This is a genomic window from Draconibacterium halophilum (genome assembly GCF_010448835.1).
GTDB classification, from domain to species: Bacteria; Bacteroidota; Bacteroidia; order Bacteroidales; family Prolixibacteraceae; genus Draconibacterium; species Draconibacterium halophilum.
Map to the genome: position 1 here is coordinate 1056819 of NZ_CP048409.1, position 17748 is coordinate 1074566.

A 17748-nucleotide genomic window follows, 5' to 3' on the forward strand; every position below is an offset into this window, starting at 1 on the left:
TTTATATTTTTTAACTGTCTTTAATTATCTACTTCTTTACAATCTGTGCCATAAACTCACCTTCGGCAATAACTTTATCTCCAATATATGTTGTTCCTTTCATATTGGCAATTCCTCTCCGAATCGGCGAAGTTAATTTTAATTTAAAAATCAGGGTGTCGCCAGGTACAACTTTCTTCCTGAATTTAACATTGTCAATGCGAATAAAATAGGTTGCAAATTGTCCTTCTTGTTTGTTAAGTACCAATAAACCACCGCATTGCGCCATTGCTTCAACCAGCAAAACCCCTGGCATAATAGGTTCGTCGGGGAAGTGCCCCTGGAAGAATGGTTCATTAACAGTAACGTTTTTTACGCCAATTATTTCATCGTCCTGAATGCACACCACTTTATCTACCATTAAGAAGGGGTAACGGTGTGGGAGTAATTCTCTAATTCGGTTAACGTCCATCAACGGCTCGTCATTCGGATTGCATTTTGGAGCAGCATCAGCTTCTTTTTTCAATTGCTTCTTTAGGGCTTTGGCAAACATGGTGTTTGGGCCATGACCCGGTTTCGAAGCTATTATTCTGCCTTTTATGTGCTTGCCCAGCAATGCAAGGTCGCCAATTACATCCAGGAGTTTATGGCGGGCACATTCGTTGTCGAAATGCAAATCAAGGTTATTTAAAATGCCCTGAGGTTTTACTTCAACTCTTGCATGATTGGTTAAATCCGCCAAATGGTCAAGTTCTTCCTGGCTAATCTCTTTGTCGATAATAACAATTGCATTATTAAGGTCGCCGCCTTTAATCAGATTGTGGCTCAGCAAAAATTCAATTTCGCGAAGAAAAACAAAGGTTCTGCAACCGGCAATCTCTGTTTTGAAATCTTTTATTGATTCGAGCGTTGCATATTGATTGTTGAGAACGGCCGATGGGAAGGAAATCATTACATTTAAGCTGTAATCGTTGTCGGGCAGTGCAATAATATGCGAGCCTGACTTTTCGTCAAAAAGTTCAACTTTTTCACTGATTTCAAAATAATCCCGGTCAGCTTCTTGTTCAACAATGCCTGCTTTTTCAATGGCTTCAACAAAATATTTTGAGCTTCCGTCAATAATCGGAGCTTCTTCGTTGTTTACTTCAACTAAAACGTTGTCAAGATCCATCCCAACAAGTGCGGCGAGTGCATGCTCTATTGTTCCTATGCGTGCACCATTTTTTTCAAGTAGTGTGCCACGCGATGTGTCGACAACCAGGTCAACATCAGCGTCAATAATTGGTTGGTTCTCCAGATCTACACGTTTGAATTTAAACCCATGATTCTCCGTTGCCGGCAGAAAATTCATTGTTACATTAACCCCTGTGTGTAATCCTTTCCCCTCAATTTTAAATGAGTTTTTTAATGTCTTTTGTTTTACAACCATTGGAAAGTGAAATATTTCTTATTTTTTTTTGTCTGTATTGATTGTTTTCTTCAACTGAAGCACATCTCTGCGGATTTCGGGAAGGTCTTTCAGAAGAACATAGGCGCGCATGGCCGTTTTAATTTCGATGGCCGGGGAGCCAAGAAGTGTTTGGTTACTTTTGAGGTTTGAAACAACGCCCGATTGAGCACCAAGTGTAACGTTGTCGCCGATTGTAATATGGCCTCCAAGACCAACCTGCCCGCCAAACATGCAGTTTTTACCCACTTTGGCCGAGCCCGAAATTCCGGTTTGTGCAGCCATAACAGAGTTGTCGCCAACTTCAACGTTATGTGCAATTTGAATAAGGTTATCGAGTTTTACGCCTTTACGGATAATTGTAGAATCCATTGTGCCACAATCGATAGTTGTATTTGCGCCAATTTCTACATCGTCTTCTAACACGGCGTTGCCAATTTGGTGTATCTTTTTGAAAGTACCGTCTTCCTGCGGGGCAAAGCCAAAACCATCAGAACCAATAACTGCTCCTGAGTGTACGATGCAGCGGTTGCCGATTACACAATCGTCGTAAATTTTTGCGCCTGGGTATAAAACACAGTCGTTTCCAATTTTAACATTATCACCAACATGTACCTGCGGATAAATTTTTACGTTATTTCCAATCGATGCATTGTTGCCAATATAGGCGAATGCTCCAACGTAACCATCTTCTCCAAGAGTTGCCGTTTCTGCAATGTAGCTGGGTTGCTCAATACCTTGTTTCATGCTGGCTTTAGCCTGTGCATATAAATCAAGCAACGACGCAAATGCCTGATAGGCATCATCAACCTTTATTAAGGTCGCTGAAATCTCTTCCTTTGGAGAAAAACCTTTATTTACCAATACCACTGAGGCCTTGGTTGTATAAATGTAATGCTCGTATTTTGGATTGGCAAGGAAAGCCAAAGTGCCTGGTTTTCCGTCTTCTATCTTCGAAACATTTGATACTCTTGCATCACTATCACCAACAATTTCTCCATTCAAAAATGAGGCGATATCAGTAGCTTTAAAATCCATTATCTGTTTTTTTGGCGATGCAAATATAGGTTTTAACTAGTAAATGTCCAATTCTTTAGGATAACACACAAAATACTTCTTCACTGTTTTTGATAAAGTAGAGAGGTTTATATCGGAAGCATCGTTGATTTCTTTTACTGTTCCATCCTTGTATAAAACCGATATGTTTTCGTAGTGTTTGTTGTAGGCGTTGTTGGTTATAACACCCGTCATCAGGAAGTATTTAGCCAGGTCGGGGTCAGAAATAATATGCTTCTCGATTTGCTTTAAATACTTCTGTTCTTTGGCAGGCGAAATGGGTTTATCACTGAATTTTGTTCGTGGCAACTTGCGGTTGGTAATGCTTTTTGCCATTTGCGACAATACCGGATCCGGATGATTTTGCCATTCTTTAATCGAGATTAAAATGTCATTGTCATCAAGCAGCGTGTACCATTGCAATACATTTTTCCCCTGAATTTCAATATTTGAATGAAAATCCTCAGCGGTGAAATTATTTGTTAAGAATACGTTTAAGGTAGGAGGGGCAAACAATTCTCCTCCGTTTGTGATAATCTCTTTGGCCCGTTTTAATACATTTATTAATAGGAACTCGGCAGCAACAACTGTTTTGTGAAGATAGACCTGCCAGTACATCAGTCGTCGCGAGATCAGGAATTTTTCGATGGAATAAATTCCTTTTACATCAACCACTAATTGGTCGTTGTGAATATTTAGCATTTTTATAATGCGATCGATACCTATGGTGCCCTCAACCACTCCGGTAAAAAAGCTGTCGCGACTCAGGTAGTCCAGGCGGTCCATATCGAGTTGGCTGGCTACAAGTTGGTGCAAAAATTGTTTTTTGTATTTATTGGTGAAAACCTTGATTGCCAGATCTAATTTGCTATTAAACTCGCGGTTTAACTCCTGCATCAGCATTAAGGAAATTTCTTCGTGCGAAATATTTACGAGCGTATTTTCCAAAACGTGCGAAAATGGTGCATGCCCAATATCGTGCAACAATATTGCAATAGCAACTGCTTCGGCCTCTTCATCGGTAATTTCGTGCCCTTTTATTTGCAAAACAGAAATGGCCTGGCGCATTAAATGTACTGTGCCAATTGCATGCTCGAAACGAGTATGGTTAGCGCCAGGAAAGACGAGATACGATAAACCTAATTGCTTGATATGGCGAAGACGTTGAAATATTGGGTGTTCCAGTAAATCGAATATAATGTCTGATTGAAGGTTGATAAATCCAAAAACGGGGTCGTTTATTATTTTCTTTTTGTTGAGATGAATTTGTTGCACTAAGCTATTTATTCGATTGGTTTAAAACTACAAAACTTTCTGTAATACAAATGACAATGTTTTTTTTAGGAAATAAAACGTAAAGGCAGGTAAAAATGAAATTGTTATGCACAGAATGCGGTTAATGATTTTTTAGTTTAAAATCAGCTATTTATGTAGGAGTGGTTATTTGTTAATGTTGGATAATATTACTATTTTTGCCGAGAATTTTCTAAAAAGCGAAGTTTTTAGGGGACCGTTGGTTCCCTATTTTGTTACATATAGAGAAATGATTGCAAAACAGAAAGTTATAGAATTGGCAAGTGAACGTCTTGATGATCAGATGTTTATTGTTGATGTGACGATAAGTTCAGCCAACGATATTAATGTTTACGTTGATGGATTTAATGGTGTCACAATCGAACAATGTATTGCTGTCAGTCGTAATGTAGAGCACAATCTCGACAGGGATGAGGAGGACTTTTCATTGCAGGTTTCGTCTCCGGGGCTTACCGAAAGCTTTAAAGTTAGGCAACAATACGAAAAACATACCGGCAAAGAAATTGAAGTTGTAACAGCCGAAAGTCAGAAATTAGTGGGGCTGCTTTTAGAAAATAATGAAGATGGCATAGTGCTTGAGACTTCTAAACGAGAAAAAGTGGAAGGTCACAAGAAAAAGCAATTGGTAGTAAAAAAACATATTTTAAAATACGACGAAATAAAAAGTGCGAAAGCGGTTATTTCATTTAAATAAAGCGATGCAAGATGGAAAATATTAACCTGATAGATACTTTTGCTGAATTTAAAGAGCTAAAAAACATTGACAGGGTTACAATGATGAGCGTGCTGGAAGAAGTTTTCCGCAGTGTGCTTATCCGTCAGTATGGAACCGACGAGAACTTTGATGTGATTATCAATATTGATAAAGGCGACTTTGAGATTTGGAGAAACCGCGAAGTTGTTGCAGACGGTGAGATTGAAGATCCGAATGTGCAAATAACGTTAAGCGATGCACTGAAAATTGACGACGATTACGAAGTAGGCGAAGAAGTTACCGACGAGGTTAAGTTAGCCGATTTTGGTCGCCGTGCCATTTTGAATCTGCGTCAGAACCTGGCCAGTAAAATTCTGGAACTGGAGAAAGACCATATCTACGGAAAATATAAAGATAAGATTGGCGACATTGTAACTGGTGAAGTTTATCAGGTTTGGAAAAAAGAGATTTTGATTCTTGATGATGAAGGAAACGAACTCATTCTTCCAAAATCAGAACAAATTCCGTCAGATTATTTCCGAAAAGGAGATAACGTTCGTGCAATTGTATACAAAGTAGAATTACGAAATAACAACCCGCTGATTATTTTGTCGCGCACAGCTCCGACTTTCCTCGAGCGTTTGTTCGAGTTGGAAATTCCGGAAATTTACGATGGTTTAATTACCATCAAGAAAATTGTTCGTGTTCCGGGTGAACGTGCTAAAGTTGCGGTTGAATCGTACGATGAGCGTATCGACCCTGTTGGAGCATGTGTGGGAATGAAAGGATCGAGAATCCACGGTATCGTTCGCGAGTTGCGTAACGAAAATATTGATGTAATAAATTATTCGTCAAATCTTCAGTTATTTATAAAGCGATCACTGAATCCGGCGAAAATTAATTCCATTAAAATTATTGAAGACGATAAGAGAGCCGAAGTTTATCTGAAACCCGAAGAAGTGTCGTTGGCAATTGGTAAAGGCGGTTTAAACATTCGTTTGGCCAGCCAGTTAACCGGATATGAGATCGATGTTTACCGTGAGATGGAAGAAGATGATGAGGATGTAAACCTTGAAGAGTTTGCAGATGAAATTGAAAGCTGGGTAATTGATGCGTTAAAGGGAATCGGATGCGATACCGCAAAAAACGTATTGAACATTCCGCGTGCTGAATTGATTAAAAGAACCGACCTCGAAGACGAAACTATCGACGACGTTCTGAAAGTTCTTAATTCAGAATTTGAATAACAACCGACAATATTCATTGGTTTTTATTCACACAAATTAGAAAAGTAAATAAAGAAGTATATGGTAGCAGGCAAAACAACAAGACTTAGTAAACTTGCAAGACAGTTCAACGTAGGTATTCATACCATTGTTGAGTTTTTGCATAAAAAAGGGTATGAAATTGATTCGAACCCTAATACTAAAGTTGCAGAAGACGCCGTGCAACTTCTTGAAAAGGAATATAAAATAGATATTACCATCAAGAAAGAGTCGGAAAAAATGAACCTAAAGAGTCATCGTCCAAAGAAAGAAGTTATTTCGATGGATCCGGAGGCTGCTGATCGGGAGAAAGAAGAACCAAAGAGTGAAGAGCCTGCTGCTGAAAAAAAGGTTGAAAAAAAGGTTGAAGAAAAACCGGCAGAAGAAGTTGTTGAAAAACCTGAGGTAAAAGTTACAGTTCTTGATAAGATTGATCTGGACAAGTTTAACAAGCCAAAAAAGAAGGCTGAAAAACCTGTTGAAGAGAAAACTGTTGAAGAAAAACCTGCCAAAGAAAAAGAAGAAAAGGAATCTGTAACAGAGAAACCTGCAAAAGAGGTTCCTGCAAAAGAAGAAGAAAAAGAGGCACCTGCATCCGAAACAAAAAAAGAAGCTGCTCCTAAAGCTGAAAAGGAGAAAGCTGAAAAAACAACGGAAAGTACTCCGAAGGAAGAAGAGAAAGAGGTTGTTGAGAAAAAGGCGCCCAAATCTGAAGATAAGATAAAGGTGGTTGGCAGGATTGATCTGAGCAATATGAATCAGAAAACACGCCCGGCCAAAAAAACAAAAGAAGAGCGCGAAAAAGAACGTAAAGAGCGCAAAAAGCAGAGAACTGTCGAGCGCCAGGGACAAAATAAAGTTAAAGGAGAAGGTCCTAGCGTTATAAAAGCTAAAGCTAACAAGCTTAATGGTCCAACTGTTCTTGGTAAAATTGATCTTCCCGATAAAAAACAAGAAGGAGGCGACCAAAGCAACAGGAAAAAACGCAGAAAACGTATTACTAAAGATACTGGAAAAGTAAGTGTCGACAGACAACAAAAACCAGGAGAACGTCAGCGAGGGAAATTCCAGCCAACTAAACAAGGGGCAGGAAAGAAAAGACGACCACTTAAAAAAGAGGTTAACGAGGAAGACGTACAAAAACAAATTAAAGATACACTTGCCCGTTTAACAACAAAGGGTAAATCCAATAAAAGAGGTGCAAAACACCGTAGAGACAAACGAGCCGCTGCCAGTGAAAAAGTACAGGCAGATATGGAACAGCAAATGCTGGATCAAAATATCCTGAAAGTAACAGAGTTTGTTACCGTTGCTGAATTGGCTACCATGATGAATGTTACTGTAACTGAGATTATTTCATCATGTATGTCGTTAGGTATGTTTGTGTCTATCAACCAACGTCTTGATGCTGAAACACTAGCTGTTGTGGCCGAAGAATTTGGCTACAAAGTAGAGTTTGTGAGTGTTGAAATTGCAGAAGCAATTGAGGAAGAAGTAGATAATCCGGAAGATTTGAAAGCTCGTCCGCCAATTGTAACCGTTATGGGGCACGTCGACCACGGTAAAACCTCACTGCTCGACCATATTCGAAGTACAAACGTAATAGCCGGTGAGGCCGGTGGTATTACGCAGCACATTGGAGCATACCACGTAAGCCTGGAAGACGGAAGAGATATTTCTTTCCTTGATACTCCGGGCCACGAAGCGTTTACCGCAATGCGTGCCCGTGGTGCACAGGTAACCGATATTGCAATTATTATTGTAGCAGCCGACGATAATGTGATGCCTCAAACCATTGAGGCAATCAACCACGCATCTGCTGCGGGTGTACCTATTGTTTTTGCAATTAACAAGATTGATAAACCGGGAGCAAATCCTGAAAAGATAAAAGAAGAACTGGCCAATATGAATTACCTGGTGGAAGAGTGGGGTGGTAAATACCAATCGCACGATATTTCGGCCAAAAATGGAATAGGAATTGAGGAACTTCTTGAAAAAGTATTGCTTGAGGCAGAAATGCTTGAATTGAAGGCGAATGCGAATAAAAAGGCTCAGGGTACAATTATTGAATCGGAGCTTGACCGCGGTAGAGGTTACGTATCAACCTTGCTGGTTGAAAGCGGGACATTAAAAGTTGGCGATATAATTATTGCGGGTCAGTATTACGGTCACGTAAAGGCAATGTTCAACGAGCGTAATCAAAATATTGAAAAAGTTGGACCTGCACAGCCTGCTATTATTCTTGGATTGAACGGTGCACCACAAGCGGGTGATAAGTTTAATGTGATGGAGAGCGAGCGTGAAGCACGAAGCATTACCAATAAGCGCGAGCAATTGGCCCGCGAACAGGGACTGCGTACTCAGAAACATATTACACTTGATGAGATTGGTCGCCGTATTGCAATTGGTAATTTCCAGGAGCTGAACCTGATTGTTAAAGGTGACGTGGACGGATCTATCGAAGCACTGTCTGATTCATTGATCAAGTTGTCGACCGAAGAAATTCAGATTAATATCATTCATAAAGCAGTGGGGCAGATTTCTGAATCTGATATTTCGCTGGCTATTGCATCAGAAGCGATTGTAGTTGGGTTCCAGGTGAGGCCATCGTTAAATGCGCGTAAAATGGCAGAAAGAGAACAAATCGATATTCGATTGTACTCAATTATTTACGATGCGATTAACGAGATTAAGGCCGCAATGGAAGGAATGCTTTCTCCTGAAATTAAGGAAGAAATTACCGGAACTGTTGAGGTGCTTGAAGTATTTAAAATCACGAAAGTGGGAACCGTTGCAGGTTGCCTCGTTCGTGATGGAAAAGTATCACGTAACTCGAAAGTTCGTGTAATCCGCGATGGTATCGTAATCTACGATGGATTGTTAGGTTCCCTTAAACGTTTTAAAGAAGACGTGAAAGAAGTGAAGAACGGTTACGAGTGCGGATTGAACATCGAAAAATTTAACGACATTAAGGTTGGCGACCACGTGGAAGCCTACCATGAAATTGAAGTTGCAAAGACATTATAAAAAACGATAATTCTATAAAAGAGAAGGCCGGGGAGACCCGGCCTTTTTTGTTGCCCTTAAATTATTAACAGTCAATGTTTAATTTCGTAAACCAAAAAGGTAGTTTGAAGCGTTAGCTAATTATTACATTTGACAAAAAGAATAAAAAATGAAGCGGTACCTCATAATCATACTTTTTATTTTGGCAGTTGCTGTAGCCGGGTTTCTGTATTTTTCAAAAGAAAAAGTTGTATTTCAACAAGAATCGTCGTTGTATAAAGCAGTTCCGTTAACAACGCCACTCTTTATTGAAGCTGAAGGATTAAAACCCATTCCTGCCGATAACCCTGTGGTAGCAGAATTATCAGGAATTCCTGAATTTAGCAGATTGTTAAGCCAGGTGTCGAGTATCCAAAATATTATCGATACTGAACCTCAGATTCAGAAGCAGCTTGGAAAACGTAAGGTTGTGCTGGCACTCGATTTTGTTGGAAAAAATGTGTTACATCCGGTAATTATTAGCAACTTAAAAAGTGCAAAAGAGCGAGAGGGGCTCGAGTTATTAATCGAGAAGCTGACCGGTATCTCAAGAACTTCATTTCAAAAACGAAATTATAATGGATATGCAATAATTGATGTTGCCGATTCAAATGGAAACAACAAGCTCAGTTTCAGTGTTGCCGGCAAACTGGTAATTATCAGTCCCGAAGTAATTCTGGTGGAGAAATGTATCAGGCAATTAAATGCACGCGGTATTACCGATAACCAGTATTTTAACCTGGTGAACAGAACTGTTGGCAACCAGTCGGAAGTAGCGTGGTATATTAATCACAGACGCTTCCCTGAACTGTGGGCCAATTTCCTGAATTCGAAAACCCAAAAGCAGGATAATGAATTTGGCGAGACCGACAGGATTAACCTGAAACGAGATGTGCTTAAAATAAAGGATTACGCCAGCTGGAGTGAACTCGATTTAAGTTTTTATGACAACCGCTTAACATTGAATGGAATTACTGCTGCCGATGATTCTTTAAATCATTTCCTTTCCGTTTTTCAGGGGCAGCAAGCAGTAAGTTGTAACGCCGACCGTATGTTGCCAAAGTCAACCTCTTTTTATGTTGGATTTTCGTTCTCCGATAAGGAGCTGTTTTTTACGAATCTGGAAAACTATTTTGTGCATTCCGAAGCCTACTACGACCGGGAAGAGAAAATAAAAAAAATGGAGCAGGATTTCCGTACTGATAGTCGCGAGAAATTGAGAAACCTGGTGAAAGATAAAGTGGTGGCAGCAATAACCTCTGTTCCTACAGAAGCAGAGATGGGATCGCTTTTTATTATAAGCGGGCAGTCGCGGAAAGAAAGCCGGGAACTTTTTGAAGGGATGTTGACCAATTATGCCAAACGGAAAGATATTGAATTTGAAAGTTTGGCGAGCTCGTTTACATCATCAGAAGAACAAAACTATCGAATTTATGAATTCCCCTATCCAAGGCTACCTGGTATTTGGTTAGGAGGAGCTTTCGATTTTGCACGTGCCAGATTTGCTGCCTTTCGAGATGAGTTGTTGATTTTTGCCAGTTCGAAAAAAGGTTTGGAGAAGTATCTCAACGATATGGATTCAGGAACGTCCTTAAGAACGGCTGCCGATTACGAAACAGTAAGAAAGTCGGCCGAGAGCAAGGCAAACCTGAATGTTTACGCCAATATAAATAATCTTTATGCACTGCGCCACGATTTGTTTAATTCAGAAATAAACAAAGGGTTGGAGAAGAATGAAGCGATTTTCAGGAAGTTTAATGCGATAAGCTGGCAGGTGGTATGCGAAAACAATATTTATTTTAACGCTGTAAATTTGGGTTACGAACCGAAACCGAAAAAAGATGTGCGTGCAAAATGGGAGTGTCGGCTGGGTGCCGAAGTGGCGATAAAACCGCAGCTGGTCATTAATCACAATAATAAAGCTGAGAAGGAAATAATTGTTCAGGATGTGAATAATCAGCTTCATTTGATTAGTGCCGGTGGAAAAATTATTTGGAGCGCTCCCGTTAGCGGAAAGATTCTGGGAGAAATTCACCAGGTAGATTACTACAACAATGGCAAATTACAGTACCTGTTTAATACCAGCGAGAAAATCTATCTTATCGACCGAAACGGCACCAGCGTTGCAAACTTCCCCATTATTCTAAAATCGCCGGCTACCAACGGTGTTAATGTTTTCGATTACAACAATAATAACAGTTATCGTTATTTTGTGGCTTGTAAGGATAAAAAAGTTTACGCCTACAATCACGAAGGTAAAATTATAAGTGGCTGGGAATTTGGGAAGACCAGTGGAACGGTAACCAACCCGGTGCATCATTTTAGAGTGAGTAATAAAGATTATATTGTTTTTAGCGATGAAACAAAGGTTTATATCCAAAACCGAAGAGGACAGACACGTGTCAACTCATCGGCAAAATTTTCGCCATCAGCTAACGATGTAACTTTAAATGCGCAAGGCCTCACTAAAATAGTAACCACCAGCAAAAATGGAGATGTTTTCTATCTGTTCTTTGATGGGAAATTTGCACAAAAGAAAACCGAAAAGTTTTCACCAGACCATCAGTTTAAGGTGGACGATATTAACGGCGATGGAAAACCAGAATTTGTATTTGTTGATGAAGACAGATTGGTTGTTTTTGATGAGGGCGGAGATAAACTGTTTGAGGAAGAGTTCGACAATGATCTGCACGGGATAAATCTGTATGCTTTTACAGCCACTAAAAAAATGATTGGTGTAACCGATCCCGATGAAAACGAAATTTTCTTATTTGATTCTACCGGAAAACAATATGATGGGTTTCCGTTGAGTGGCAACAGTGAATTCTCGATTGGTAAACTTACAAATGGTGGTTCGTTGAGTCTGGTTGTTGGAGATGAAGACGGTAGCTTATTCTGTTATGAACTGGAATAAAAAAACCACGAAATAAATTCCGTGGCTTTCTGTATAGTAGTAAAATTTACTTATCAAATAATTAGCATAGCATCGCCATAAGTACCAAAGCGGTAATCGTGTTTAGTTGCAACTTCGTATGCTTCCATCACAAAATCGTATCCGCCAAATGCGGCAACCATCATCAACAATGTTGAATAAGGCAGGTGGAAGTTTGTAATCATGCTGTTTGCTACGCTAAACTCGTAAGGAGGGAAAATGAATTTATTTGTCCATCCTTCAAACGGCTTCAAATGGCCTTGAGTTGATACCGAACTTTCAAGAGTTCGCATTACGGTTGTTCCAACGGCACAAACATTACGTTTCTCCTGTTTTGCTGAGTTTACCATCTCGCAAGCTTCATTGTTAATCCAAATCTGCTCCGAGTCCATTTTGTGTTTTGTCAGGTCTTCAACATCAACACTGCGGAAGTTTCCTAATCCCACATGCAACGTAACATACGAGAAATCAACACCTCTGATCTCCAGCCGCTTTAACAACTCGCGACTAAAGTGCAAACCAGCTGTAGGTGCAGCAACTGCGCCTTCGTGTTTTGCAAAAATAGTTTGGTAACGGTCTTTATCTTCGGGCTGAACCGGGCGATTGATAAATTTAGGAAGTGGAGTTTCTCCCAGGCTGTAAAGCGTTTGTTTGAATTCGTCGTAAGGACCATCAAACAAGAAACGTAAAGTGCGTCCGCGCGATGTGGTGTTATCGATTACTTCCGCAACCAACAGGTCGTCGTCGCCAAAATACAGCTTGTTCCCAATACGTATTTTTCTTGCCGGGTCAACCAAAACATCCCACAAACGTTGCTCGCGGTTTAATTCGCGAAGAAGAAAAACTTCGATTTCTGCTCCGGTTTTTTCTTTGTTACCATGCAAACGTGCTGGAAACACTTTGGTATCGTTAAAAACCATCACATCTTTATCATCAAAATAATCAAGCAGGTCTTTAAACAATTTGTGTTCAATTGTTTTTGTTGCTCTGTTTAATACCATAAGTTTCGATTCGTCACGGTTATCGGCCGGGTGCAAAGCAATCTTTTCCTGATCTAAATCGTACTTGAATTTTGATAACTTCATATTGTAATTTATTTATTAATAGTCTTTTTTATGCGATCTGCAAAAATAATACAGTAAGTTGGATTTTTTGTTCAGAACCACTTTATACGGTGAAATTTTCAATTGGTTTCATCTAAATTTAAGTTTTCCAGAAAATAATTCACCTTAAACGCTTCTTCTATTTTGTAATCGCCAATTCTTGTTCTTTGTAAACCGGTTAAGTAGGCTCCACATTTTAAAGCCTCGCCAATGTCGCGGGCCAACGATCGGATGTAAGTGCCTTTTCCACAAACAATCTTTAGTTTTACCTCCGGAAGATCAAACGATTCAATTTCGATGCTTCTTATAACAATTTTTTTTGCTTTAAGTTTTACCTCTTCTCCATTTCGGGCATAATCGAATGCGCGTTTTCCTTTTACTTTTACTGCTGAAAATACCGGTGGAACCTGCTCTATTTCTCCAATAAACTGCGGCAGTACCTTTTCAAAACTTTCGCGTGTTACATGCGAAAAATCGAATTGGCTATCTTCTTCGGTTTCTAAATCGAAAGACGGAGTAGTTGCTCCTGTTTTTAGCGTAGCAATGTATTCCTTTTCGCCCAGTTGTAACTGCTCTATTTGCTTGGTAGCTTTGCCTGTACACAAAATTACCAGCCCTGTTGCCAGTGGATCAAGCGTTCCCGCATGACCAACTTTCAGCTTTTTTATGCCCAGTTTCCGACATAAAATGTACCTCACTTTGTTAACAACATCAAACGATGTCCATTCCAATTCTTTATCGAAAAGTAAAATTTCCCCACCAGGGAAATCATATGTTTTTTTGAAATCGGGCATTAAGAATCTATCTTCCAGTATTTTAAGCCTGTTTTGAAAAATCAGGCTGCAAAGATAGCAATTAGCCCAATAAGAGCGCAATAAATTGCAAAATAAATTAATTTGCCACGTTTTACTATCTTAATCATCCACGAGCAGGCCAGCCATCCTGAAATAAAAGCACTTACAAACCCAATAAGCAAAGGCATTAATTCTACTTTGGTTGATTTTAGTTCGCCTGTTACGATATCAATAAAAGCAGCTCCCAAAATAGGTATTAAAACCATTAGAAATGAAAAACGGGCCACATCTTCCTTTTTGCCTTTTAAGAGTAGTCCGGTTGCGATTGTTGCTCCACTGCGCGAAATTCCGGGCAGTACGGCAAGTGTTTGGGCAATTCCAATTAGCAGTGCTTTCCCAAAAGTGATCTTTCCATCACTTTTTTTAACAAATTGAGTGAGTGTAAGTAGGCAAGCCGTAAGAAGAAGCATGCAGCCAACAAAATATAGATTGCCGGTAAAAAGAGATTCCAGCTCATCGCGAAACAGAAATCCAACAATTACTATGGGAATTGACGAGAATAGAAGTTTGCTGATATATTTGGTGGAATCGTTCCATTGAAATGCAAAAAGATCTTTACATAAAACCAAAATGTCTTTTCTGAATACAAGAATGGTACTCAAAACTGTTGCAACATGAACGGTTAAAACAAAAAGCAGACTGTTTTCATCTTTTATTCCCAATAGTGTGTGACCTATTTCCAGGTGTCCGCTTGAACTGACGGGAAGAAACTCAGTAAGTCCCTGGATGATGCCGAGGAGTAATGCCTGGAGTTCTGTCATGAAAAAATGGGCTTAATCGTCTTTTGGTTTTTTCATAATGGCATAAATCTCGAACACAAATCCTAGCAGTAACAGGATGGGAGCCAGCGTAATTCGGCGAAAACTAAAAATATCTTCGCTAAAAACATTCGGATCGTCACTTCCGCCGCCGGCCATTAATATAAATCCAACAACGATTACGGCAAAACCGATTGCCATTAGTTTATAGTTTTCTTTGCCCAATGCAAAGCCTGCTGATTCTTTTACGTCTTTACTTTTTTTAGCCATTATTTTGTGAAATTGGTGGTGTAAAGATAATTAATAAAATAATTCATCAAATTTCATTCGAAGGAATTTGCCTAATGCCAGCCATGTTGATAGAAATGAAATGGAAAAGCCCAGTAAAAATACGATTCCAACAATGAGCAGGATTGTTTGCAGGTCGGCAAAGTTTATTAGGCCGTAAAGTTCTTTTTTGTATGTGTAAATACTGCCAATAAGAATAGTGCTGGCAAGAATTCCTCCTAATGCTCCCAATACTAAACTTTTAATTAAAAATGGTTTGCGAATAAAGCTTTTGCTGGCACCAACCATTTGCATTGTATTTATGGTAAATCGTTGCGAATAAATTAATAAACGAATGGTGTTGTTAATTAATCCGAAGAAAATAAAGGTAAGCAGTCCGCTCAGTATCAGCAGAGCCAGGCTAATCTTTCGTACATTTTCGTTAATAAGGGTAACCAGGTTTTTTTGGTAATATACTTCTGTAACTTGTGGATACGCCAAAAATTTCTGTTCCAAAACCCGAAGACTGTCGCTTTGTGTGTAAGCGGCATTTAGTTTTATATCGAGCGAGGCAAACAGCGGGTTGTAGCCCAGAAATCCCTGGAAATCTTCGCCCAGTTCCTTTGTCAGTTCCTGTGCTGCCAATTCTTTATCGATGTAGTTAACCGATTTTACAAAGTCGCCGGCACTTAAAATTTTCTGGAGACGAATAATTTCAGTTTCGCGCAAGTCGTCGGCCAATACCAGTGTGAAGCCGATTTTTTCGCGCACATAATCCGATAGTTTTTTACTGTTTATGAGAACAAAACTTAGCATACCCAGCAAGATTAGCACAAGCGTAATGCTGGTTAACGAAGTAACCCACGAATTGAAAAAACGCTTTTTAAACTTTTTAGGTTTTTTGCTCATACATCTATCAAATTTCTGCTCCTTACAAATGTATATAAATTTGTGAGCGACAATAAATTCCCTTTGCCTACTTTTTTTGCATCGGGGTATTAACATTAAATTCATCTGGTTGAATTGTTTTAGATACTCCGCGAAATAGAGGATCTTAGCTGTTTTTGTGAAAGGATTACAATTTGGCAATAAAATCATTTAACTAATTGAATTTTTGGCTGTTATTTCTTTGGAAATACGAAAAAAGAGAATACTTTTGCAGTCCCGATTATTATCCTTAGAAATAAGGAGTGTAAATAGTTGATTTTCTTTGCGTAAAGCAGTTTGTTGAAAAATTCCGTTGAGACAAAAAATGCGACAAAAAGTAAAATCTAGATGTTTTAAACAATAAAAAATTAAAGAAGTGGACACACTTAGTTATAAAACAGTTTCGGCAAACAAAACTACCACGAATAAAGAGTGGCTTGTTGTTGATGCTGAAAACATGGTATTGGGACGTTTGGCAAGTGTAGTTGCCAAAATGTTAAGAGGTAAATACAAGCCAAATTTCACACCTCACGTTGATTGTGGCGATAATGTAATTGTTATCAATGCTGAAAAAGTTGTTTTGAGTGGTAAAAAAATGACGGACAAAGTTTATGTACGTCACACTGGATACCCTGGAGGACAACGAACTCAGACTCCACGCGATATTTTAGCTAAATATCCTGAGCGTTTGGTAGAGAAAGCTGTAAAAGGTATGCTTCCTAAAAACAAATTAGGTAGCGACTTATTCAGAAATTTACATGTTGTTATTGGCGCAGAGCACAAATATGAGGCTCAAAAACCAAAAGTTGTTGATTTAAATACGATTAAATAATGGAAGTAATAAACACAATCGGACGTAGAAAATCAGCTGTTGCTCGTATTTACGTAAGCGAAGGTAAAGGAAATATTACCATCAATAAAAGGGAATTGAAAGAATACTTCCCTGCAGAAACATTGCAATACATCGCTATGCAACCACTAAATCTTTTAGAGATTGTAGAAAAATATGATGTAAAAGCCAACCTCGATGGTGGCGGCCCAAAAGGACAAGCAGAAGCTTTTCGCTTGGCACTTACTCGTGCGTTAATGGAAATTGATCCTGAGTCAAGAGCACAGCTAAAAGCTGCAGGATTTGTTACCAGAGATCCACGCGAAGTGGAACGTAAAAAACCTGGGCAACCAAAAGCAAGAAAACGTTTCCAGTTCTCAAAACGTTAAGATTATTTATTTATCAATTATATGGATCTAAAACGGCTGTGATTTCGTCGGATGGCGAACTACTCAGTGGTTGCTTTTAGAGCATAGAAAAAGTAAAAAGATGCCAAAAACAAATTTTCAAGAATTATTGGAAGCAGGTGCACACTTTGGACACCTGAAACGAAAGTGGAACCCAAAGATGGAGCCTTATATCTTCATGGAGAAAAACGGTATCCACATTATCGATCTGCAAAAAACAGTTGTAAAAATTGATGAAGCTGCTGCAGCTATCAAACAAATTGCAAAATCAGGTCGTAAAGTATTATTCGTTGCCACTAAAAAGCAAGCCAAAGAACTGGTTGCCGAGCAAGTAAAAGAGGTAGGAATGCCTTATGTTACTGAGCGCTGGCCAGGTGGTATGCTTACCAACTTCCCAACAATCCGTAAAGCGGTGAAAAAAATGATCTCCATCGATAAAATGATGAAGGACACCAGTTGGGATAACCTTTCAAAACGCGAAAAATTACAAATTACACGTCAGCGTGCTAAACTGGATAAAGTATTGGGTTCAATCTCAGACCTTACCCGTTTGCCAGCTGCATTATTTGTTGTTGACGTATTGAAAGAAAAAATTGCTGTTCGTGAAGCAAATAAATTAGGTATTCCAGTATTTGCTATCGTTGATACCAACTCGAATCCTAATGATATCGACTTTGTAATTCCTGCTAACGACGACGCTTCTCAATCAATCCGAATTATTGTTGGTGAGATGTGCGACGCTGTAAAGGCCGGTTTAAACGAGCGCAAAATCGAGAAAGATAAAGAAGAGGTAACTGCCGAAGCGTCTAAGAAGAAAGAAGCAAAAGCAGAAAAAACTTCTAAGGAGTAAATAAAGGTTAAGTATAATATA

15 protein-coding genes are annotated in these 17748 nt (G+C 39.2%); 7 read left to right on the forward strand and 8 right to left on the reverse strand.

Translation table 11 applies throughout. The annotated features are described in order from the left end of the window. Positions 1-28 precede the first annotated feature (28 nt). Genes G0Q07_RS04265 through G0Q07_RS04275 form a run of 3 tightly spaced genes read right to left on the reverse strand, consistent with a single transcriptional unit; the run spans position 29 to position 3757 of the window. Positions 29-1408 carry a bifunctional UDP-3-O-[3-hydroxymyristoyl] N-acetylglucosamine deacetylase/3-hydroxyacyl-ACP dehydratase gene (locus G0Q07_RS04265; RefSeq protein WP_163344928.1) on the reverse strand — a complete coding sequence of 460 codons (1380 nt, stop codon included), beginning with the start codon at positions 1406-1408 and terminating at the stop codon, positions 29-31. Positions 1409-1426: 18 nt separating this feature from the next. Continuing rightward, the gene (gene lpxD, locus G0Q07_RS04270) at positions 1427-2464 is read right to left on the reverse strand and encodes a UDP-3-O-(3-hydroxymyristoyl)glucosamine N-acyltransferase (protein WP_163344929.1); all 1038 of its coding nucleotides are present in this window, start codon (positions 2462-2464) and stop codon (positions 1427-1429) included. Between the two features lie 36 nt (positions 2465-2500). After that, positions 2501-3757 carry an HD domain-containing protein gene (locus G0Q07_RS04275; RefSeq protein ID WP_246222979.1) on the reverse strand — a complete coding sequence of 419 codons (1257 nt, stop codon included), beginning with the start codon at positions 3755-3757 and terminating at the stop codon, positions 2501-2503. Between the two features lie 268 nt (positions 3758-4025). Between G0Q07_RS04275 and rimP the strand changes: the two genes are divergently transcribed. From rimP to G0Q07_RS04295, 4 genes are all read left to right on the forward strand, one after another. Further along, positions 4026-4490: a ribosome assembly cofactor RimP gene (rimP, locus tag G0Q07_RS04280; protein WP_163344930.1), complete on the forward strand. Its 465-nt coding sequence runs from the start codon at positions 4026-4028 to the stop codon at positions 4488-4490. Positions 4491-4501: 11 nt separating this feature from the next. Further along, positions 4502-5737: a transcription termination factor NusA gene (gene nusA, locus G0Q07_RS04285; RefSeq protein WP_163344931.1), complete on the forward strand. Its 1236-nt coding sequence runs from the start codon at positions 4502-4504 to the stop codon at positions 5735-5737. 60 nt (positions 5738-5797) lie between these two features. Then, entirely contained in the window at positions 5798-8782 is a 2985-nt protein-coding gene (gene infB / locus G0Q07_RS04290) for a translation initiation factor IF-2 (RefSeq protein ID WP_163344932.1), read from the forward strand. A 148-nt stretch (positions 8783-8930) separates the two neighbouring features. Continuing rightward, positions 8931-11714 (forward strand): PQQ-binding-like beta-propeller repeat protein, encoded by a 2784-nt coding sequence (locus G0Q07_RS04295; protein WP_163344933.1) that lies wholly within the window; start codon positions 8931-8933, stop codon positions 11712-11714. 53 nt (positions 11715-11767) lie between these two features. On the opposite strand, the gene queA is transcribed toward G0Q07_RS04295, so the two are convergent. The 5 genes from queA to G0Q07_RS04320 all read right to left on the reverse strand — a co-directional run bounded on the left by queA (position 11768) and on the right by G0Q07_RS04320 (position 15623). Further along, positions 11768-12817, reverse strand: coding sequence for a tRNA preQ1(34) S-adenosylmethionine ribosyltransferase-isomerase QueA (queA, locus tag G0Q07_RS04300; protein ID WP_163344934.1), 1050 nt, complete (start codon positions 12815-12817; stop codon positions 11768-11770). Positions 12818-12915: 98 nt separating this feature from the next. Further along, entirely contained in the window at positions 12916-13629 is a 714-nt protein-coding gene (gene truB / locus G0Q07_RS04305) for a tRNA pseudouridine(55) synthase TruB (protein ID WP_163344935.1), read from the reverse strand. A 41-nt stretch (positions 13630-13670) separates the two neighbouring features. Further along, positions 13671-14450, reverse strand: coding sequence for an undecaprenyl-diphosphate phosphatase (locus tag G0Q07_RS04310; protein WP_163344936.1), 780 nt, complete (start codon positions 14448-14450; stop codon positions 13671-13673). 12 nt (positions 14451-14462) lie between these two features. After that, on the reverse strand, positions 14463-14717 hold the full coding sequence (locus G0Q07_RS04315) for a DUF3098 domain-containing protein (protein WP_163344937.1): 255 nt from the start codon (positions 14715-14717) through the stop codon (positions 14463-14465). A 30-nt stretch (positions 14718-14747) separates the two neighbouring features. Then, a complete protein-coding gene (locus G0Q07_RS04320) occupies positions 14748-15623 on the reverse strand; it encodes a cell division protein FtsX (protein ID WP_163344938.1) in 876 nt (291 codons plus the stop codon). A 394-nt stretch (positions 15624-16017) separates the two neighbouring features. On the opposite strand from G0Q07_RS04320, the gene rplM reads away from it, so the two are divergent. The 3 genes from rplM to rpsB all read left to right on the forward strand — a co-directional run bounded on the left by rplM (position 16018) and on the right by rpsB (position 17727). Next, complete coding sequence (rplM, locus tag G0Q07_RS04325; protein ID WP_163344939.1) at positions 16018-16473, forward strand: 50S ribosomal protein L13; 456 nt, start codon at positions 16018-16020, stop codon at positions 16471-16473. Further along, entirely contained in the window at positions 16473-16859 is a 387-nt protein-coding gene (gene rpsI / locus G0Q07_RS04330; RefSeq protein WP_163344940.1) for a 30S ribosomal protein S9, read from the forward strand. Before rplM ends, rpsI begins: the two co-directional genes overlap by 1 nt. Before the next feature lie 100 nt (positions 16860-16959). Next, positions 16960-17727, forward strand: coding sequence for a 30S ribosomal protein S2 (gene rpsB / locus G0Q07_RS04335; protein ID WP_163344941.1), 768 nt, complete (start codon positions 16960-16962; stop codon positions 17725-17727). The last annotated feature ends 21 nt before the right edge of the window (positions 17728-17748 follow it).